Raw genomic sequence first — 20,442 nt, forward strand, 5'->3', positions numbered from 1 at the left:
CAGGAATGAGGGAAATTAGCCCTAATTCTGAACCTTTGCGGCCTTCACCGCAAAGCAAATAACTACATGTGACAATGTCGAAACAAGGAGCGAACCATGCAGGTCAGCAGAAGGCAGTTCTTTAAGATCTGCGCTGGCGGTATGGCGGGAACCACGGCAGCAGCGCTGGGCTTTGCCCCGGCAACTGCGCTCGCGGAGACACGGCAGTACAAATTGCTGCGCACGCGAGAAACCCGTAACACCTGTACATACTGTTCTGTCGGCTGTGGGCTGTTGATGTATAGCCTCGGCGACGGCGCAAAAAACGCCAAAGCATCCATTTTCCATATCGAAGGCGATCCGGATCATCCGGTTAACCGTGGTGCGCTCTGCCCGAAAGGGGCCGGTCTGGTGGACTTTATCCATTCTGAAAGCCGCCTGAAATTCCCGGAATATCGCGCGCCAGGTTCCGATAAATGGCAGCAAATCAGCTGGGACGAAGCGTTTGATCGCATCGCCAAGCTGATGAAAGAGGACCGCGACGCCAACTTTATCGCGCAAAACGACGCCGGCACCACCGTCAACCGCTGGTTGACCACCGGGATGCTGTGCGCCTCCGCCTCCAGTAACGAAACCGGTTATTTAACGCAAAAATTCACCCGCGCCCTCGGGATGCTGGCGGTGGATAACCAGGCGCGTGTCTGACACGGACCAACGGTAGCAAGTCTTGCTCCAACATTTGGTCGCGGTGCGATGACCAACCACTGGGTGGATATTAAGAACGCCAACCTGATCGTGGTGATGGGCGGTAACGCCGCAGAAGCGCATCCGGTGGGGTTCCGCTGGGCGATGGAAGCCAAAATTCATAATGGCGCCAAGCTCATCGTTATCGATCCGCGCTTTACGCGTACGGCGTCGGTGGCTGACTTCTATACCCCAATTCGTTCCGGTACCGACATAACCTTCCTGTCGGGCGTGATCCTGTACCTGCTGAATAACGAAAAATTCAACCGCGAATACACCGAAGCCTACACCAACGCCAGCCTGATCGTGCGTGAGGACTACAGCTTCGACGACGGGCTGTTCAGCGGCTATAACGCAGAAAAACGCCAGTACGACAAAACCAGCTGGAACTATGAGCTGGATGAGAACGGCTTCGCCAAACGCGATACCACGCTGCAACATCCGCGCTGCGTCTGGAACCTGCTGAAGCAGCACGTTTCTCGTTATACCCCGGATGTAGTCGAAAACATCTGCGGTACGCCGAAGGCCGACTTCCTTAAAGTTTGCGAATACATTGCCGAAACCAGCGCGCCGGATAAGACCGCGTCGTTCCTGTATGCTCTCGGCTGGACCCAGCACTCCATCGGCGCACAGAACATCCGCACCATGGCGATGATCCAGCTGCTGCTCGGCAACATGGGGATGGCCGGCGGCGGTGTCAACGCCCTGCGCGGTCACTCCAATATCCAGGGTCTGACCGACCTCGGCCTGCTCTCCACCAGCCTGCCGGGCTACATGTCGCTGCCGAATGAAAAACAGGCCGACCTGCAGACCTACCTGACGGCTAACACGCCGAAGCCGCTGCTGAAAGATCAGGTTAACTACTGGGGCAACTATCCGAAGTTCTTCGTCTCCATGATGAAAGCCTTCTTCGGCGACAAAGCTACGGCAGAAAACAGCTGGGGCTTTGACTGGCTGCCGAAATGGGATAAGAGCTACGACGTCCTGCAGTATTTCGAGATGATGAATCAGGGCAAAGTGAATGGCTATATTTGCCAGGGCTTTAACCCGGTCGCCTCGTTCCCGAACAAAAACAAGGTAGTGGCTTCCCTGTCGAAGCTGAAGTTCCTTGTAACCATCGACCCGCTCAACACCGAAACGTCCACCTTCTGGCAAAACCACGGTGAGTCCAACGATGTTGACCCGTCGAAAATCCAGACCGAAGTATTCCGTCTGCCGTCCACCTGCTTCGCCGAAGAAAACGGTTCTATCGTCAACTCCGGCCGCTGGTTGCAGTGGCACTGGAAAGGCGCGGACGCCCCGGGGATCGCCGTGACCGATGGCGAAATCCTCGCCGGTATCTTCACTCGCCTGCGTAAGATGTATGCCGAAGAGGGCGGACCAGCGCCGGAGCCGGTGCTCAACATGACGTGGAACTACTCCACTCCGCACGAGCCGGCATCTGAAGAAGTGGCGATGGAAAGCAACGGTAAAGCGCTGGCGGATATTACCGATCCGGCAACCGGCGCGGTAATCGTTAAGAAAGGGCAGCAGCTGAGCTCCTTCGCACAGCTGCGCGACGACGGCACCACCTCCAGCGGCTGCTGGATCTTCGCCGGTAGCTGGACGCCGGACGGCAACCAGATGGCGCGCCGCGATAACGCCGACCCGTCAGGCCTCGGCAACACGCTGGGCTGGGCCTGGGCCTGGCCGCTCAACCGCCGCATCCTGTATAACCGCGCCTCCGCGGACCCGCAGGGTAAACCGTGGGATGCGAAGCGTCAGTTGCTGAAGTGGGACGGCGCGAAATGGGGCGGCGTGGATATTCCGGACTACAGCGCCGCCGCCCCTGGCAGCGACGTCGGTCCGTTTATCATGCAGCCGGAAGGGATGGGCCGTCTGTTCGCTATTGATAAAATGGCGGAAGGGCCGTTCCCGGAACACTACGAACCGTTTGAAACGCCGCTGGGGACTAACCCGCTGCATCCAGACGTGGTCTCTAACCCGGCCGCTCGCGTCTTCAAAGGCGATCTCGAGCAGATGGGTAAGGCCGATAAGTTCCCTTACGTCGGCACAACTTACCGCCTGACCGAGCACTTCCACTACTGGACCAAACACGCGCTACTTAACGCCATCGCGCAGCCGGAGCAGTTTGTGGAGATTGGTGAAAAACTGGCGAATAAGCTTGGCATCGGCCACGGCGATACCGTGAAAGTTTCCTCTAACCGCGGCTATATCAAAGCCAAGGCAGTGGTGACCAAGCGTATTCGCACGCTGAAAGTTGACGGTAAGGATATCGATACCATCGGCATTCCTATTCACTGGGGCTATGAGGGCGTAGCGAAAAAAGGCTTTATTGCTAATACCCTGACGCCGTTCGTCGGTGATGCAAATACGCAGACACCGGAGTTCAAAGCTTTCCTCGTGAACGTGGAAAAGGTGTAACGGAGACGACTTATGGCTTATCAATCGCAAGATATTATTCGTCGTTCCGCGACTAACGGTTTCACCCCCGCGCCTCAGGCGCGGGACCACCAGCAGGAGGTGGCGAAGCTTATCGACGTCACCACCTGTATCGGCTGCAAAGCCTGTCAGGTGGCCTGCTCCGAATGGAACGATATTCGTGATGAAGTCGGTCACAACGTCGGGGTGTATGACAACCCGGCGGACCTGACCGCCAAGTCATGGACGGTCATGCGCTTCTCGGAAGTGGAACAAAACGACAAGCTGGAATGGCTCATTCGCAAGGATGGCTGCATGCATTGCGCGGACCCGGGCTGCCTGAAGGCCTGCCCGTCAGAAGGCGCGATCATTCAGTACGCCAACGGTATCGTCGACTTCCAGTCCGAGCAGTGCATCGGCTGCGGCTACTGTATCGCCGGCTGTCCGTTCGATGTACCGCGTCTGAACCCGGAAGACAACCGCGTCTACAAATGTACCCTGTGCGTAGACCGCGTGACCGTCGGCCAGGAGCCTGCCTGCGTGAAAACCTGTCCGACCGGCGCAATCCACTTTGGCTCCAAAGAGGATATGAAAACGCTGGCCGGTGAACGCGTGGCTGAGCTGAAAACCCGCGGTTATGACAATGCGGGCCTGTACGATCCGGCCGGCGTCGGCGGCACCCACGTCATGTACGTGCTGCACCATGCCGACAAGCCGAATCTGTACCATGGCCTGCCGGAAAACCCGGAGATCAGCCAGACCGTGAAGTTCTGGAAAGGCATCTGGAAACCGCTGGCGGCCGTCGGCTTCGCCGCGACCTTCGCAGCCAGTATCTTCCACTACGTCGGCGTCGGTCCGAACCGCGCGGAAGAGGAAGAGGACAACCTGCATGAAGAGAAAGACGAGGTGCGCAAATGAAAAGACGTGACACCATCGTGCGCTACACGGCGCCGGAACGCATCAACCACTGGGTCACCGCCTTCTGCTTCGTCCTGGCGGCAGTGAGCGGGTTAGGCTTTTTCTTCCCGTCCTTTAACTGGCTGATGCATATTCTCGGTACGCCGCAGCTGGCGCGTATTCTCCACCCGTTCGTCGGGGTGGTGATGTTCGCGTCGTTTATCATCATGTTTTTCCGTTACTGGCACCACAACCTAATCAATCGGGATGATATCTTTTGGGCGAAGAATATTCGTAAGATCGTCGTCAACGAGGAGGTGGGCGATACCGGGCGCTATAACTTCGGCCAGAAATGCGTGTTCTGGGCGGCGATTATTTTGCTGGTACTGCTGCTGGTGAGCGGTGTGATCATCTGGCGTCCGTATTTTGCGCCGGCTTTCTCAATCCCGGTGATCCGATTTGCGCTGATGCTGCATTCATTTGCCGCAGTGGCGTTAATTGTGGTTATCATGGTGCATATCTACGCCGCCCTCTGGGTGAAAGGCACCATTACCGCGATGGTGGAAGGCTGGGTTACCAAAACGTGGGCGAAGAAACATCACCCGCGCTGGTACCGAGAGGTCCGCCAGAAACAGGAAAAGTCATCTGAATGAGTATTCGCATAATCCCGCAAGACGAGCTGGGTTCGAGCGAGAAACGCACGGCGGAAGCAATTCCGCCGTTACTGTTCCCCAGGCTGAAAAATCTTTATAACCGCCGCGCTGAACGCCTGCGTGAGCTGGCCGCCAACAACCCGCTGGGCGATTACCTGCGCTTTGCCGCGCTGATCGCCCATGCCCAGGAAGTGGTGCTGTACGACCATCCGCTGCAGATGGATCTGACGGCTCGCATTAAAGCGGCCAGCGAACAGGGTAAACCGCCGCTGGATATCCACGTTCTGCCGCGCGACAAGCACTGGCACAAGCTGTTGCACTCGCTGATTGCCGAGCTGAAGCCGGAAATGAGCGGCCCGGCGCTGGCGGTCATTGAGAATCTGGAAAAAGCCTCTGAGCAGGAGCTGGAGCAGATGGCCAGCGCGCTGTTTGTTTCCGACTTCGCCTCCGTCAGCAGTGATAAAGCGCCGTTCATCTGGGCCGCGTTGTCGCTCTACTGGGCGCAGATGGCCAGCCTGATCCCGGGGAAAGCGCGCGCCGAATACGGCGAACAGCGTCAGTTCTGCCCGGTATGCGGCTCGATGCCGGTCTCCAGCATCGTGCAGATCGGCACCACTCAGGGGCTGCGCTATCTGCACTGCAACCTGTGCGAAACCGAGTGGCACGTGGTGCGCGTCAAGTGCAGCAACTGTGAACAGAGCCGCGACCTGCACTACTGGTCGCTGGACAACGAGCAGGCAGCGGTGAAAGCCGAAAGCTGTGGCGACTGCGGAACCTACCTGAAGATTATGTATCAGGAGAAGGATCCGAAAGTCGAAGCCGTCGCCGACGATTTGGCGTCCCTGGTGCTCGACGCCCGTATGGAACAGGAAGGCTTCGCCAGGAGCTCAATTAACCCGTTCATGTTCCCCGGCGAAGGGGAGTAAGTTCTGCGGTGTGATTTCGGGCGGCTCTTGCCGCCCGCTTTCCTTCTTGCGACACGAGCGTAGGCAAGGATGACTACCCGAGCCACTGACTGTCATCAGAGGTCAGCCTTTGGCTGGACACACTCGTTTCAGACGAGTTTGTCGCTCACTTGTCGTCCTCCTGCCACTCGAATTATTCAGGGTGTAGTTCGTACGGCGTGACTACGCCAGGAATACCGGCAAAATCCTTCGTATTCCGCGTAATCAGTTCCAGACGATGGAGTTGCGCCGTCGCCAGAATGATGGCATCCGGCAGCTTAAGCTTATACTCCTGCCGCAGCGCAACGCTTCGCTCTGCAATATCCTGTGAGATGTTAATGATATTAAAGGTGCTTAGCGCCATTCGCGTGCGCTGCTCCTGGTGATATTTTTTAGCGCCAACCATCACCTCCATCCAGGTAATCAGACTGATCGCATTCTGCGGTGGCCAGGCCTCCAGCGCCTGTTTGGCTTCGCGACGCCCGCTAAATAAATCAATAAGAATATTGGTATCAAAAAGCGCAGATCCGGAGGTCATTACCACTCCTTGCGTAGCTGACGTTGATATTCCATGCCGTCTTCTTCGCAGTCTTGCCACAGACCCAGCGCACTGGAGATGGTATCTTTAGCTCGATCTTGTTTCTCCAGATATTGTTCAACCGCTTCACGTAACAGTTCCGCTCGCGGAATGTTACGCTGCACTTTGAGGTCATCGAGACGTTGAATGACATCGTCTGATAAATCGAGAAGAATTCTGCCCATATCCCTTTCAGCCATCATGCTCATATATACCTCAAGTATATCACCAGTGATGAAGTTATGAGCAATCTACAGCTTTTGAAATCGGAAACAAAAAGGATTTTGCCAGGTAAACGCATTTTTGCGAGCCGCTTTCCATAATGCACAAGCGACCTCAACAGGCCTGTCTTTTCGCCATAATCCAGGCTATAACACTGGATATTAAAACAGTACAAGGAACTACATATGGCGCTGGAGAAAGGGATTGCTTCGCTGGTTGAGGCATTTATTGCGGCAGGTCGTCCGTCATCGCGCGATCAACATATTGATGATCGGAGGGCCGGCTATATCGCCAGTACAGTACTCGCCGGGGAGACGGAAACGCGAGTGCGGGTGGAGGATATCACCCTGGAGGGGATGCACTTCCGCGTCGTTTCACCGCCCACTGCCGACGGCCTGCTACCCACGCTTATCTACTACCACGGCGGCTGTTTTGTCAGTGGCGGCTTTACCACCCACGATAACCAACTCCGTCAGTTAGCCATGTTCAGCGGTTGCCGGGTGATCGCTGTACAGTACCGCCTGGCGCCGGAGCATACCTTTCCGGCGGCGCACGATGACGCAGAACAAGGTGTCATGATTATCCACCGGCACGCGGAGCAGCTTGGCGTTGACGCATCACGTATCACCCTGGCTGGCGACAGCGCCGGCGGGCACCTCGCCCTGGTCACGGCCCTGCGCCTGAAAGCGAAAGCGGCGTGGCATCCTGCACAACTGATTCTGATTTATCCGATGCTTGACCCCACCGCCAGCATGGCGAGCTACCTCAGCAATGGCGATGACTATGTGATTACCCGGGACACGCTACTGAGCGGCTACGAAATGTACCTCGCCTCGACGCCGGCAAACCATCCGGATGCCAGTCCGCTCTGGCGCGAAGATTTTAACGGGCTGCCACCGGTGCATATTCTGACGGCGGAGTTCGATCCTTTACGCGATGAGGGCGAAGTGCTGTACCGAAGGCTGACGGAGCAAGGGGTGGAGAGTTCCTGTCAGCGTTATCTGGGGGTGATCCACGGCTTCTTTCAGCTGGGTGGCGTCAGCCACGCCGCGCGTGATGCTATGCGGGATATCGCCTGGCGTGTGGCATCGCCAGGACGATAACGGCCAGAGGGCACTTACTCTTCCTCGTTGCCGCCCTCTTCGTACGAACCAAAAGGCTTCGCCGGCAGCACGATGTAGATCCCCTCGAAAACCGCACCCTGTTTATCATCGCCAAAAAGCTCCACCTGCATTTGCACGCGGGCTTTACGCCCACGCGCCAGGCGGTCGAGGTCGCCGCTCAGCGATCCCAGGTCGGCGATGGCGCTGGGGCGGCCGCTAATGGGCTGACTGTATCGAATATGCGCATCCGCCAAAATGATGGTGCCCCCCAGATGCCGCTCGCGCAGCATCAGCCAGATAAGTCCCCATCCGGTCAGGGTCGCTAACGAAAACAGGCTACCGGCAAACAGCGTATGGTGCGGATTCTGGTTCCCCGCTTCCGGCATGGTGGTTATAAATTTCTGCCCGGTGTACTGCTGAATGCGTACGCCCATTTTTTCACTCAGCGGGATATGCTGATACCACGCCTGCTGGAGCTGCGCGCACCAGTCGCCACGGTGCAAAATATCGTCCAGCGACGCGATCGGTTTAATCATCAGAAAATGACGGATCGGCGTGGTGGTCGGGGTAGTGATCTCCCCCTGATTGACAAAGCCAAGCTTGGCGAAAAACTCCACCGCATCTTCGCGGGCGCTACAGGTGACCCGCTTCACCCCTTCCTGACGCGCTACCGACTCCAGGGTCATCGCCATCAGCGTCCCCAGCCCTTTATCCTGTACGGAGGGATGAACGGCCATAAAGCGAATGGAGGCTTCATTTTCCGCATTGATATACAGTCGGCCGACGGCAACCAGATTGCCCTCTTCATCCACCACCATCTGATGATGCGCCATCGCATCCCAGGCGTCGCGTTCCGATCCTTTTGGCTGATGCAGCGGCTTACGCAGCATCTCCCAGCGGAACTGGTAGTAGCTCTCTAACTCTTCTGCTGTTTGCGGTACACGAAGGTGATACATAGTCGTACTCTCTTTTGTTACCCGCAGCCTGCCCGGAAGCTGGGTCATACCTGCAACCAAAAGGTCACGGGACCATCATTGACCAAAGAAACCTGCATATCCGCAGCGAATCTTCCGGTCTGGGTGTTCATTTCCTGCTGGCGACAGCGGGCGACGAAATACTCATATAGCGCCTCGGCGCGGTCAGGGGCAGCGCCTTTCGAGAAACTCGGTCGCATCCCCCGCTCGGTATCCGCCGCCAGCGTAAATTGCGAAACCACCAGCACGCTGCCGCCCGCCTGCTGGACATTCAGGTTCATTTTCCCTTCCGCATCGCTGAAGATGCGGTAGCCCAGCACCCGTTCACAAAGGCGATTCGCCTTTTGTTCATCATCGTCTTTCTCGACGCCCAGCAGCACCAGAAGCCCCGGACCAATTTCGCCCGTCACTTCATCCTCCACGGTAACGCTTGCACGGGATACGCGTTGAATTAATGCAATCATGGTTGTTCTGTTTCTTCTGTTTTAAGTTTGCGGTATTCACCGAGAGTGACAGTAATTTCAGCGCCAAGCAAGACGATACACCAGGTCCAGTACACCCAGACGAACAAAATCGGCACCACCGAAATCACGCCATAAATTAACTGATAGGACGGAAAGGTGGTGATATAGAGGGCAAACGCTTTTTTACCTGCCTCGAACAGCAGCGCCGCCACTAGCGCCCCGATCACTGCATCGCGGTTACGCACCTGGGTGGTCGGTACAATACTGTAGAGCAGCCAGAATGCCGCCCATGAAAGGATCAGCGGGAAGAGGCGGAGTAGATTATCAATCACGCCGTCCAGATCGCTCGCCCAGCGCAGCGACAGCAGATACGAACTGATCGCCAGGCTGGCGCCTGCCAGCAGCGGGCCAAGAGTCAGGATCATCCAGTAAACGGCAAAGGAGTAAACTTTGGGACGGCTGCGCGTGCTGCGCCAGATGGTGTTTAGCGCGCTGTCGATCGAGTACATCAGCAGCAGCGAGGTGACGATCAGGCCAAACGCGCCTACGGCGGTCATACGGCTGGAGTTAGCCACGAACTGTTCGATATACCCCTGAATCACATCCCCGGTCGCCGGAATAAAATTGGCGAAGATAAAATGGCGAATCTGCACGCTGACTTCGGAAAACATGGGAAAGGCCGCAAACAGCGCGAACACGACGGCTATCAGCGGCACCAGGGAAAGTAATGACACATAGGCGAGGTTCCCCGCCAGGGTCGTCATATGGTCTTCATCAATGCGCCGCCACAGCAGCTTAAGCCACGCCAGCAGCGGCCGGGTATGGTGGTGTAATTTTTGCTGAACGGTTTTTAGCATAACTGATTCGCGAAATAGTCAGGGATGGTCTTCTTCCCGGTCACCAGAATACTGGTGATCCCTAACCGGTTGGCCCCTGCTATATTATCGACGTTATCATCAAAAAAGACCGTATCTGCGGCGGAAAATCCCTCTTCTTCCAGTACTCGCAGATAAATTTCCGCTTCAGGCTTACGCAATCCCATCTCCTGTGACAGATAAATGCGATCGGCGGCAGCGCGCACTTCCGGGTATTCATCGGGCCAGAATGTGGTGTGAAGACGATTGGTATTGGAGAGCACCACCACCCGATGCCCCTGGGCACGAAGTTTATGCATGATGGTAATTACCTCCGGGCGCAGCGCGACAAATACCGCCTGCCAGCCGTGAGCAAACTGCTCATAGCTGAGGGACATATTCATTTCATGACACATGGCGGCGGCAAAGTCTTCATCGCTAATCTCGCCACGCTCATGCTGGTGGAAAGCCTCTCCCATGGTGAAATGCTGCTTCAGCGTCGCCAGCGGGATGCGGGTTAAATCACTCCAGGCTCCCAATACCCGGTTGAAGTCAATGTCGACAATCACATTACCTAAATCAAAGATATAGAGCATTTTTGTCTCCTTCCGCGCCGTGGAAAATTAACTTTAGCGGGAAAGGCAGGATTTGACTATTGGCGTATGATGCAGGAATGAAAAAAAGAAACCCCGCCGGAGAGGCGGGGTTTAGCGAACAACAAGAAGAAAAATTACTCTTCTTTTGCACCGCGCATTGCGCGTTTACGGTCGTTCTCAGTCAGGTGACGTTTACGGATACGGATAGACGTAGGGGTCACTTCTACCAGTTCGTCGTCATCGATGAACTCCAGAGCCTGCTCCAGGGTCATCTTAATCGGCGGAACCAGAACCGTTGCTTCGTCAGTACCGGACGCACGCATGTTGGTCAGTTTCTTACCGGTCAGGCAGTTTACCGTCAGGTCGTTAGAGCGACTGTGAATACCGATGATCTGGCCTTCGTAAACTTCAGCGCCGTGGCCGAGGAACAGCTTACCGCGATCCTGCAGACCGAACAGGGCGAACGCAACCGCTTTACCCTGACCGTTAGAGATCAGTACGCCGTTGTTACGCTGACCCACTTCGCCCGGACGAACGTCGTCGTAGTGGCTGAAGGTGGAGTACAGCAGACCGGTACCAGAAGTCATGGTCATGAACTCTGAACGGAAGCCGATCAGACCACGGCTTGGGATCACGTAGTCGAGACGTACGCGGCCTTTACCGTCTGGATTCATGTTTTTCAGGTCGCCTTTACGCTCGCCCAGCGCCTGCATGACAGAACCCTGGTGCTGCTCTTCGACGTCCAGCGTCACGTTTTCGAACGGCTCTTGTTTACGGCCATCGATTTCGCGGAAGATAACTTTCGGACGGGAAACCGCCATCTCGAAACCTTCACGACGCATGTTTTCAATCAGAACGGACAGGTGCAGTTCACCACGGCCGGAAACGCGGAACGCATCAGCGTCTTCGGTTTCTTCAACGCGCAGCGCCACGTTGTGCACCAGCTCTTTGTTCAGACGGTCCAGGATCTGGCGAGAGGTAACGAACTTACCTTCTTTACCGCAGAACGGCGAGGTGTTGACGTTGAAGAACATGGTTACGGTCGGCTCATCAACGGACAGTGCCGGCAGCGCTTCGACATTCTGCGGATCGCAGATGGTGTCGGAGATGTTCAGCTCGCCCAGACCGGTGATCGCGATGATGTCGCCAGCTTCGGCTACGTCACTCTCGATACGCTCCAGACCCAGGTGAGTCAGCACTTTACCGACTTTACCGTTACGGGTTTTGCCTTCGCTATCGATGATAGTGACCTGCTGGTTCGGCTTCACTTTACCGCGTTTGATGCGGCCGATACCGATGACGCCAACGTAGTTGTTGTAGTCCAGCTGGGAGATCTGCATCTGCAGCGGACCGTCAAGGTCAACGTCCGGCGCCGGCACGCGATCAACAATCGCCTGGTACAGCGGGGTCATGTCGTCAGCCATGTCTTCGTGGTCCAGGCCCGCGATACCGTTCAGCGCGGACGCGTAAACGATCGGGAAGTCCAGCTGTTCGTCGGTCGCATCAAGGTTAACGAACAGGTCGAAGACCTGATCGACAACCCAGTCCGGACGGGCGCCCGGGCGGTCAACTTTGTTGATGACCACGATCGGCTTCAGGCCGTGGGCAAAAGCTTTTTTGGTCACGAAGCGCGTTTGCGGCATCGGGCCATCAAAGGCATCGACCACCAGCAGCACAGAGTCAACCATGGACATAACACGCTCAACCTCACCTCCGAAGTCGGCGTGCCCTGGGGTATCAACGATGTTGATACGGTAATCATTCCATTTGATTGCGGTGTTTTTCGCGAGGATGGTAATCCCACGCTCTTTCTCCAAATCGTTGGAGTCCATCACACGTTCTTGTGCTTCAGTACGTGCGTCGAACGTACCGGATTGCTGTAGCAGCTTGTCAACCAGGGTAGTTTTACCATGGTCAACGTGCGCGATGATGGCGATATTACGCAGATTTTCGATCACAACTTTGCCTCAGGCATTAGAAATAGCGCGTTATTGTACACGTATTAAGCGAAGGACTGAACAGGATCACAAACATCCTCCGCAAACAAGTATTGCAGAGTTTCTTTGTGACCGCTTTCACGGAGCGATAAAAGGGCACCGTAACAAAAATTGCACCAAAATGGTGCTCAATGTTCACACTGAGGCACTATTTTGGTGCATTATCTCCATCATGGTGCAGTCCTTTTGCACTATGGTGCGCATGATACAGCGTTTTATAGGGCATTTAAAAGTTGGCACAGATTTCGCTTTATATTTTTTAAGGCAACAACGCCACTTTTAAGCAGTATGAAGTTTTCGTTACCACGACGACAATGACCAATCCGGGAGAGTTTAAGTATGTCCGCTGAACACGTTTTGACGATGCTGAACGAGCACGAAGTGAAGTTTGTCGATCTGCGCTTCACCGATACCAAAGGTAAAGAACAGCACGTCACGATTCCGTCTCATCAGGTAAATGCCGAATTCTTCGAAGAAGGCAAAATGTTTGATGGCTCCTCGATCGGTGGCTGGAAAGGTATCAACGAATCTGACATGGTCCTGATGCCGGACGCTTCCACCGCGGTCATTGACCCGTTCTACGAAGAACCGACCCTGATCATCCGCTGCGATATCCTCGAGCCAGGCACCCTGCAGGGCTATGACCGTGACCCGCGCTCCATCGCGAAACGCGCTGAAGAGTACCTGCGCGCCACCGGCATCGCTGACACCGTCCTGTTCGGGCCAGAACCAGAATTCTTCCTGTTCGACGACATCCGTTTTGGCGCCTCTATCTCCGGCTCCCATGTCGCGATCGATGACATCGAAGGTGCGTGGAACTCCTCCACCAAATACGAAGGCGGTAACAAAGGTCACCGTCCGGGCGTGAAAGGGGGTTACTTCCCGGTTCCGCCAGTAGACTCTTCTCAGGATATCCGTTCCACCATGTGTATGATCATGGAAGAGATGGGCCTGGTTGTTGAAGCTCACCACCACGAAGTGGCTACCGCAGGTCAGAACGAAGTGGCAACCCGCTTCAACACCATGACCAAAAAAGCGGACGAAATTCAGATTTACAAATACGTTGTTCACAACGTCGCTCACCGCTTCGGTAAAACCGCGACCTTTATGCCGAAACCAATGTTCGGCGATAACGGCTCCGGCATGCACTGCCATATGTCTCTGGCGAAAAACGGGACTAACCTGTTCTCCGGCGACAAATACGCAGGTCTGTCTGAGCAGGCGCTGTTCTACATCGGCGGCGTAATCAAACACGCTAAAGCTATCAACGCCCTGGCGAACCCGACCACCAACTCCTACAAGCGTCTGGTCCCGGGTTACGAAGCGCCGGTTATGCTGGCTTACTCTGCGCGTAACCGCTCTGCCTCCATCCGTATTCCGGTGGTGACCTCTCCGAAAGCGCGTCGTATCGAAGTGCGCTTCCCGGACCCGGCTGCCAACCCGTACCTGTGCTTTGCGGCGCTGCTGATGGCTGGCCTTGATGGTATCAAGAACAAAATCCATCCGGGCGAAGCAATGGACAAAAACCTGTATGACCTGCCGCCGGAAGAAGCGAAAGAGATCCCGCAGGTTGCAGGCTCTCTGGAAGAAGCCCTGCAGGCTCTGGATGCTGACCGTGAGTTCCTGACGGCTGGCGGCGTGTTCACCAATGACGCTATCGATGCTTATATCGCCCTGCGTCTGGAAGAGAACGACCGCGTACGCATGACTCCGCATCCGGTTGAGTTCGAACTGTACTACAGCGTCTAATTTTGCTGTAAATCCAGGGTATGTCGTGTTGTGGCGCGGGATGCCCGGGATATTTTGTTGCCGTGGAAACTTTCAGCCCATCTCAGGATGGGCTTTTTTCTCCACCAACACGCTGATCTCGCGAGCTTTTTACCGATAAAAAGCTATACTGCACTAAATTGGTGCACTCTTTTTCAGGAGACTGTCGAATGGCAACAGGCACACTGCCCGATGCTGGGCAGATCCTCAACTCTCTTATCAACAGTATCTTACTGGTCGATGATGACCTGGCGGTGCACTTTGCCAATCCTGCGGCGCAGCAGCTGCTGGCGCAAAGTTCACGCAAGCTGTTTGGCACCCCGTTACCTGAGCTGTTGAGCTATTTTTCGTTGAATATCGGGCTGATGCAGGAGAGCCTGCAGGCGGGCCAGGGGTTTACCGATAACGAAGTGACGCTGGTTATTGATGGCCGCTCGCACATCCTGTCGCTGACCGCCCAGCGGCTGCCGGAAGGCTTTATTCTGCTGGAAATGGCGCCGATGGATAACCAGCGCCGCCTGAGCCAGGAGCAGCTGCAGCACGCGCAGCAGGTCGCCGCCCGCGATCTGGTCCGCGGCCTGGCACATGAGATAAAAAATCCGTTAGGCGGCCTGCGCGGCGCGGCACAGCTGCTCAGCAAAGCCCTGCCCGACCCGGCGCTAACGGAATATACCAAAGTGATCATCGAGCAGGCTGACCGGCTGAGAAATCTGGTCGATCGCCTGCTTGGGCCACAGCATCCGGGCATGCACGTTACTGAAAGTATCCATAAAGTCGCCGAGCGGGTAGTGAAACTGGTCTCCATGGAGTTACCGGACAACGTGAAGTTAATCCGTGATTACGACCCCAGCCTACCAGAGCTGCCCCACGACCCGGATCAAATTGAACAGGTGTTGCTGAACATCGTCCGTAATGCGCTGCAGGCGCTGGGGCCGGAAGGGGGCGAAATTGTTCTCCGCACCCGCACCGCTTTCCAGCTGACGCTGCACGGGGTGCGTTATCGCCTCGCCGCACGTATTGACGTTGAAGATAATGGCCCGGGTATTCCGCCCCATCTCCAGGATACGCTGTTTTATCCGATGGTCAGCGGCCGCGAAGGTGGTACCGGCCTGGGCTTATCTATCGCCCGCAGCCTTATCGATCAGCACTCCGGCAAAATTGAATTCACCAGCTGGCCGGGTCATACCGAATTTTCGGTATACCTGCCTATTCGGAAGTAGAGGTGTTTATGCAACGAGGGATAGCCTGGATCGTTGATGACGATAGCTCCATCCGCTGGGTGCTTGAACGCGCGCTCACCGGAGCCGGCTTGAGCTGCACAACGTTCGAAAGCGGCAATGAGGTGCTAGATGCCCTCACCACCAAAACCCCGGATGTACTGCTGTCAGATATCCGTATGCCGGGAATGGATGGTCTGGCGCTGCTCAAACAGATTAAGCAGCGTCATCCAATGCTTCCGGTCATCATAATGACCGCGCATTCCGATCTGGACGCTGCGGTTAGCGCTTATCAGCAAGGCGCGTTTGATTATCTGCCCAAACCTTTTGATATTGATGAAGCCGTCGCCCTGGTCGACCGGGCGATAAGCCACTATCAGGAGCAGCAACAGCCGCGAAATGCGCCAATAAGCAGCCCAACTGCCGACATCATCGGCGAAGCGCCGGCAATGCAGGATGTCTTTCGCATTATTGGCCGTTTGTCGCGATCATCCATCAGCGTGCTGATTAATGGCGAATCCGGTACCGGTAAAGAGCTCGTCGCTCACGCCCTGCATCGTCATAGCCCACGTTCAAAAGCGCCGTTTATCGCACTGAATATGGCGGCAATACCCAAAGACCTGATTGAGTCCGAGCTGTTCGGGCATGAAAAAGGGGCCTTTACCGGCGCCAATACCGTCCGCCAGGGACGCTTCGAACAGGCTGACGGCGGCACGCTATTCCTGGATGAAATTGGCGATATGCCGCTTGATGTCCAGACTCGTCTGCTGCGCGTGCTGGCGGATGGCCAGTTTTATCGCGTGGGCGGTTACGCGCCGGTGAAGGTCGATGTGCGGATCATCGCCGCCACCCACCAGAACCTGGAACAGCGCGTGCAGGAGGGGAAATTCCGTGAAGATTTGTTCCACCGCCTGAACGTGATCCGAGTGCATTTACCGCCGCTGCGCGAGCGCCGGGAAGATATTCCACGCCTGGCCCGCCATTTTCTGCAGATAGCCGCCCGCGAGCTCGGTGTTGAAGCCAAACAGTTGCATCCGGAAACGGAGACAGCGCTGACACGCCTGGCGTGGCCTGGCAACGTCCGTCAGCTGGAAAACACCTGTCGCTGGCTCACCGTCATGGCCGCCGGCCAGGAGGTACTGACGCAGGATCTGCCGAGCGAACTGTTTGAGACCACGGTTCCGGACAGCCCGACGCAGATGCAGCCCGACAGCTGGGCGACGCTGCTGGGTCAGTGGGCCGATCGGGCGTTGCGATCCGGTCATCAAAACCTGCTCTCAGAAGCGCAACCCGAAATGGAGCGCACGCTGCTGACGACCGCCCTGCGCCATACCCAGGGGCACAAGCAGGAGGCTGCGCGTCTGCTGGGATGGGGTCGTAATACCCTGACGCGTAAGCTAAAAGAGCTGGGAATGGAGTAGTGATTAACGGCATGATGAAAATTAGCCGTTCAGCGCAAAGTGCTGCTATTTTGTACTTTACTGTTCCGATGAGTTGAGTATGATCGTGCCCGGCATTAGGGGAGAGCATCATGTTTGAATCACTGGTGAGTATGATATCGAGCGGCGCCGCAGCCAGTCACACGCCACAAACGGCAGTCGCTGCCGTGCTGTGCGCTGCGCTGGTCGGGCTGTTCAGCTAATGGTTCCCCTCTCCTGCGGCCGCGGGAGAGGGGAAAACATTAAATGACCCGGGAGAACTGTTGCATCCGAGCTTTTTGCCGTAGATAGGCATCAAAGCACATGCAGATATTGCGGATCAGCAGTCGGCCTTTCGCCGTCACCTGAATGGCCTTATCATCCACAGCCACCAGCCCGTCATGCGCCAGCGGCGCCAGCAGCTTCAGGTCTTCGGCAAAATAAGACTGAAAATCCACATCCCACTGCGCCTCTACAGCCTCAATATCCAGACGGAAATTACAGATCAACGCCTTAATCACGTCGCGACGTAAACAGTCATCGCGGGTTAACGCGATCCCGCGCCATAGAGCGTCCCCTTGCTCTGCCACCTGCTGGTAGTACAGCTTCAGCTCTTTTTGGTTCTGGGCGTAGCTGTCGCCAATCATGCTGATCGCGGACACGCCCATCCCCAGCAGATCGGTATCCCCCTGGGTGGTGTAACCCTGGAAATTGCGGTGCAGTATGCCATGACGTTGCGCGACCGCTAATTCATCGTCTGGGCGAGCAAAGTGGTCCATGCCGATAAACTGATAGCCTGCCGCCGTCAGCGAGCCGATGGTCTCCTGGAGGATCTCCAGCTTCTGTTCAGCGGAGGGGAGATCGGCATCTTTAATTTTGCGCTGTGCGGCAAAGAGCGTGGGCAGATGCGCATAGTTAAACACGCTCAGGCGGTCAGGATTGAGCTCGGCGACCTTTTGCAGGGTAAAGGCGAAGCTCTCCGGCGTTTGCTTCGGCAGGCCGTAGATGAGGTCGATATTGGTCGAGGTAAAACCAATCTCCCGCGCATGGTGGAGCAAATCAAAGATGAACGCTTCGTCCTGCTCACGGTTAACCAGGCGCTGAACCTCTTTATTGAAGTCCTGCACGCCCATACTCAGGCGGTTGAACCCCTCGGTGCGTAAATGATCGAGGACATCCAGCTCGATCTCACGTGGATCGACCTCAATGGAGATCTCGGCTTCCGCGCTGAAATGGAAGTGGCTGCGCAACAGAGCCATCAGGCGACTGATTTGCGCCTTATTGAGATAGGTTGGCGTACCGCCACCCCAGTGCAGTTGCTTAACCTGGCGACTGGCAAACAGCGGCGCGCGGTGGATGATCTCCTGTTCAAGGACATCGAGATATTGATCGGCCTTATGCTGCTGGCGGGTGACTATCTTATTGCAGCCGCAGAAATAACACAGCTTATGGCAAAACGGGATGTGCACGTACAGCGACAGGGGACGCTGTGGGTAACGGGCCACAGCGGCATCGAATTCCGCCGCGCCAAATTGCGGTGAAAACTCCAGCGCGGTGGGATACGAGGTATAGCGCGGCCCGGAATAGTTATATTTCTGGATCAGGGCCAGATCCCAGTCGATTATCTGCTCAGACATGCTCACTCCTTCCGATGGTGCCGCCGACGGGTACGCCGTCCCGGCCCCACCGCACCGCGGGTCATGAGCCGGTTGCGCAGCCATTTCTGACGCCGCGACAACCGTCGTAGTTTAACGAATAACCACAGCAGATAACATATAACCAGAAGGGTTATAAGCAGTACCGGGAATCCGATGGGATGCAAATGTTAGTTTCCACCCTTCAGCAGACGCATCATATCTTCCTGACGCTCTTCCTCTTCTTCATCTTCGTCATCGTAAGAGAGGCCGAGCTGCTGCATCAGCTCATCAATGCGATCCAGTTTGGCGTCCACCCAGCTCTGCTCTTCAGCATTCAGGGTGCCCCCCTCTTCCAGACGTTCCAGCAGCGCGTCCAGGCGCTCATCATTCTCCAGCAATTCCAGCTCAGCCTGCGGTGAAAGCATAGGTTTCTCGCTCTTTGGTTTATGCTGCTTGGGGGCTGGGGTGCTGCTTTCGCTCACGCCCAGCGGGATCGGTTTTTTACTGCCGACGCGCGGGTCTTGCGTCTGGCTCTGTTTTTTGCCCGCTGAAGCCGCATCGCCGCCGTTCGCGCGACTGCCTGCCGCGTGGCCACGATGTTTCTTCTGCCGTTTGCGATCGCGAGCTTCCTGATTTAACTCTTCACGCGACTTGCGGCCGGATTTGCCACGGGTGGCGGATGTCGGTTTTTTCATGGTGTGTAATCTTCAGACAGTATTATTCAGTATAGAATTGAGGCGGAATCTAGCAGAAAGCAAGCAAAGAAAAAAGGCGACAGATTACTCTGTCGCCTTTTTCCTCACTGACCACCCTTAACGGGCTTCTTCTTTCCCTGTTCGCTAACGACTTACCCTGTCTTTCCCTTAGCGTCCAACGGTCCCTGTTTCTTCCTTTTCCCTTTGAAACGTCTCCAAGACGCGCGTCATCCTGACTATCCTGTGGTCTTCGCCTCCTGACCCCTCGTCCTGAGTCTTAATCCTTTCAGCATCCCCGCCGTTGTGTATTACTTTACCCTGTTGACAAAAATCGACAACCAGCCAGGCCGTTAAAAAAACATTTTCAGATTTCTCTATTTTTATAACTTGTTTTTTTTCAGTTAATTACATCTGTATCGTCTTATTTTTCTCAGGTATGTCCTATACGAAGAATAGTCAATGTCTCACAAACCATATGGTTTTTACTTACAGGAACGGCGTGCGGTAAAAACAGCCTTTTTCTGCTGTTCAGGTATAATCCCTGCCATAGCCTGTTTTAACGGAGACGACCGTCTTGACCAACTGGAATTATCAACTGACGCACTTTGTCACTAGCGCGCCAGATATCCGCCATCTTCCTGCCGATACCGGCATTGAAGTGGCGTTCGCCGGCCGCTCCAACGCGGGAAAATCCAGCGCGCTAAATACGCTGACCAACCAGAAGAGCCTGGCGCGTACCTCCAAAACTCCTGGACGTACGCAGCTGATTAACCTGTTCGAAGTCGCCGAGGGCAAACGCCTGGTTGACCTGCCCGGCTATGGTTATGCGCAAGTACCTGAAGAGATGAAGATCAAGTGGCAGCGCGCGCTGGGAGAGTACCTGGAGAAACGTCTGTGCCTGAAGGGCCTGGTGGTGCTAATGGATATTCGCCACCCGCTTAAAGATCTCGATCAGCAAATGATCGAGTGGGCGGTAGAAAGCGATATTCAGGTGCTGGTGCTGTTGACCAAAGCCGATAAGCTCGCCAGCGGCGCGCGTAAAGCGCAAGTGAATATGGTGCGTGAAGCGGTACTGGCCTTCAATGGCGATATTCAGGTTGAACCTTTCTCTTCGCTGAAAAAATCTGGCGTGGATAAGCTGCGACAGAAGCTGGATAGCTGGTTTAACGAAATCCCGCCGCAAGAAGCCGTTGAAGACGCCGAGTAACCCCCGCTTTTTCCGGATAACGGCGCGTAGCGCCCTATCCGGACGTTCATATTACGCGCTTTTAACTGCATCAAAC

At 55.7% G+C, this 20,442-nt stretch carries 19 protein-coding genes; 10 read left to right on the forward strand and 9 right to left on the reverse strand.

Annotated features, from left to right (window positions below):
* Positions 1-96: 96 nt before the first annotated feature.
* From fdnG to fdhE, 4 genes are read left to right on the forward strand one after another with little or no spacing between them, the layout of a single operon-like run.
* Positions 97-3,147 (forward strand): formate dehydrogenase-N subunit alpha, encoded by a 3,051-nt coding sequence (fdnG, locus tag DTA24_RS27700; protein ID WP_164481359.1) that lies wholly within the window; start codon positions 97-99, stop codon positions 3,145-3,147.
* Positions 3,148-3,159: 12 nt separating this feature from the next.
* Positions 3,160-4,062 carry a formate dehydrogenase subunit beta gene (gene fdxH, locus DTA24_RS27705; RefSeq protein ID WP_002882822.1) on the forward strand — a complete coding sequence of 301 codons (903 nt, stop codon included), beginning with the start codon at positions 3,160-3,162 and terminating at the stop codon, positions 4,060-4,062.
* Complete coding sequence (gene fdoI / locus DTA24_RS27710) at positions 4,059-4,694, forward strand: formate dehydrogenase cytochrome b556 subunit (RefSeq protein ID WP_008807902.1); 636 nt, start codon at positions 4,059-4,061, stop codon at positions 4,692-4,694. Before fdxH ends, fdoI begins: the two co-directional genes overlap by 4 nt.
* On the forward strand, positions 4,691-5,620 hold the full coding sequence (fdhE, locus tag DTA24_RS27715; RefSeq protein ID WP_004150358.1) for a formate dehydrogenase accessory protein FdhE: 930 nt from the start codon (positions 4,691-4,693) through the stop codon (positions 5,618-5,620). Before fdoI ends, fdhE begins: the two co-directional genes overlap by 4 nt.
* 172 nt (positions 5,621-5,792) lie before the next feature.
* On the opposite strand, the gene DTA24_RS27720 is transcribed toward fdhE, so the two are convergent.
* Together DTA24_RS27720 and DTA24_RS27725 are read right to left on the reverse strand one after the other, a co-directional pair.
* Entirely contained in the window at positions 5,793-6,176 is a 384-nt protein-coding gene (locus tag DTA24_RS27720) for a type II toxin-antitoxin system VapC family toxin (protein ID WP_008807903.1), read from the reverse strand.
* Positions 6,176-6,418, reverse strand: a complete 243-nt coding sequence (locus DTA24_RS27725; RefSeq protein WP_004150355.1) for a CopG family transcriptional regulator — start codon at positions 6,416-6,418, stop codon at positions 6,176-6,178. Before DTA24_RS27725 ends, DTA24_RS27720 begins: the two co-directional genes overlap by 1 nt.
* A gap of 204 nt (positions 6,419-6,622) precedes the next feature.
* Here DTA24_RS27725 and DTA24_RS27730 point away from each other — a divergent pair, with 204 nt between their 5' ends.
* Positions 6,623-7,540, forward strand: a complete 918-nt coding sequence (locus DTA24_RS27730) for an alpha/beta hydrolase (RefSeq protein WP_110196585.1) — start codon at positions 6,623-6,625, stop codon at positions 7,538-7,540.
* Positions 7,541-7,554: 14 nt separating this feature from the next.
* Here DTA24_RS27730 and fabY read toward each other — a convergent pair whose 3' ends face one another.
* From fabY to typA, 5 genes are all read right to left on the reverse strand, one after another.
* A complete protein-coding gene (gene fabY / locus DTA24_RS27735) occupies positions 7,555-8,496 on the reverse strand; it encodes a fatty acid biosynthesis protein FabY (RefSeq protein ID WP_012543287.1) in 942 nt (313 codons plus the stop codon).
* Positions 8,497-8,540: 44 nt separating this feature from the next.
* A complete protein-coding gene (gene dtd / locus DTA24_RS27740; RefSeq protein ID WP_012543288.1) occupies positions 8,541-8,978 on the reverse strand; it encodes a D-aminoacyl-tRNA deacylase in 438 nt (145 codons plus the stop codon).
* Entirely contained in the window at positions 8,975-9,835 is an 861-nt protein-coding gene (locus DTA24_RS27745) for a virulence factor BrkB family protein (RefSeq protein WP_008807907.1), read from the reverse strand. The genes dtd and DTA24_RS27745 overlap by 4 nt, the downstream gene beginning before the upstream one ends.
* A complete protein-coding gene (yihX, locus tag DTA24_RS27750; protein WP_008807908.1) occupies positions 9,829-10,428 on the reverse strand; it encodes a glucose-1-phosphatase in 600 nt (199 codons plus the stop codon). Before yihX ends, DTA24_RS27745 begins: the two co-directional genes overlap by 7 nt.
* 134 nt (positions 10,429-10,562) lie before the next feature.
* The gene (gene typA / locus DTA24_RS27755; protein ID WP_008807909.1) at positions 10,563-12,386 is read right to left on the reverse strand and encodes a ribosome-dependent GTPase TypA; all 1,824 of its coding nucleotides are present in this window, start codon (positions 12,384-12,386) and stop codon (positions 10,563-10,565) included.
* A 378-nt stretch (positions 12,387-12,764) separates the two neighbouring features.
* On the opposite strand from typA, the gene glnA reads away from it, so the two are divergent.
* The 4 genes from glnA (at position 12,765) to DTA24_RS28590 (ending at position 17,051) form a co-directional block, all read left to right on the forward strand.
* Positions 12,765-14,174, forward strand: a complete 1,410-nt coding sequence (glnA, locus tag DTA24_RS27760; RefSeq protein ID WP_004203622.1) for a glutamate--ammonia ligase — start codon at positions 12,765-12,767, stop codon at positions 14,172-14,174.
* Positions 14,175-14,362: 188 nt separating this feature from the next.
* Complete coding sequence (glnL, locus tag DTA24_RS27765; protein ID WP_008807910.1) at positions 14,363-15,412, forward strand: nitrogen regulation protein NR(II); 1,050 nt, start codon at positions 14,363-14,365, stop codon at positions 15,410-15,412.
* 8 nt (positions 15,413-15,420) lie between these two features.
* Positions 15,421-16,830, forward strand: a complete 1,410-nt coding sequence (gene glnG, locus DTA24_RS27770; RefSeq protein WP_008807911.1) for a nitrogen regulation protein NR(I) — start codon at positions 15,421-15,423, stop codon at positions 16,828-16,830.
* A gap of 110 nt (positions 16,831-16,940) precedes the next feature.
* Complete coding sequence (locus tag DTA24_RS28590) at positions 16,941-17,051, forward strand: YshB family small membrane protein (RefSeq protein ID WP_004152951.1); 111 nt, start codon at positions 16,941-16,943, stop codon at positions 17,049-17,051.
* A gap of 39 nt (positions 17,052-17,090) precedes the next feature.
* Here DTA24_RS28590 and hemN read toward each other — a convergent pair whose 3' ends face one another.
* Together hemN and yihI are read right to left on the reverse strand one after the other, a co-directional pair.
* Complete coding sequence (gene hemN / locus DTA24_RS27775) at positions 17,091-18,464, reverse strand: oxygen-independent coproporphyrinogen III oxidase (RefSeq protein WP_123837156.1); 1,374 nt, start codon at positions 18,462-18,464, stop codon at positions 17,091-17,093.
* A gap of 188 nt (positions 18,465-18,652) precedes the next feature.
* Positions 18,653-19,159 (reverse strand): Der GTPase-activating protein YihI, encoded by a 507-nt coding sequence (gene yihI / locus DTA24_RS27785; RefSeq protein ID WP_008807913.1) that lies wholly within the window; start codon positions 19,157-19,159, stop codon positions 18,653-18,655.
* Positions 19,160-19,733: 574 nt separating this feature from the next.
* On the opposite strand from yihI, the gene yihA reads away from it, so the two are divergent.
* The gene (yihA, locus tag DTA24_RS27790) at positions 19,734-20,366 is read left to right on the forward strand and encodes a ribosome biogenesis GTP-binding protein YihA/YsxC (RefSeq protein ID WP_008807914.1); all 633 of its coding nucleotides are present in this window, start codon (positions 19,734-19,736) and stop codon (positions 20,364-20,366) included.
* Positions 20,367-20,442: the final 76 nt, after the last annotated feature.

Source organism: Klebsiella sp. P1CD1 (assembly GCF_003790505.1).
In the GTDB taxonomy this organism is placed as follows: domain Bacteria; phylum Pseudomonadota; class Gammaproteobacteria; order Enterobacterales; family Enterobacteriaceae; genus Klebsiella; species Klebsiella variicola.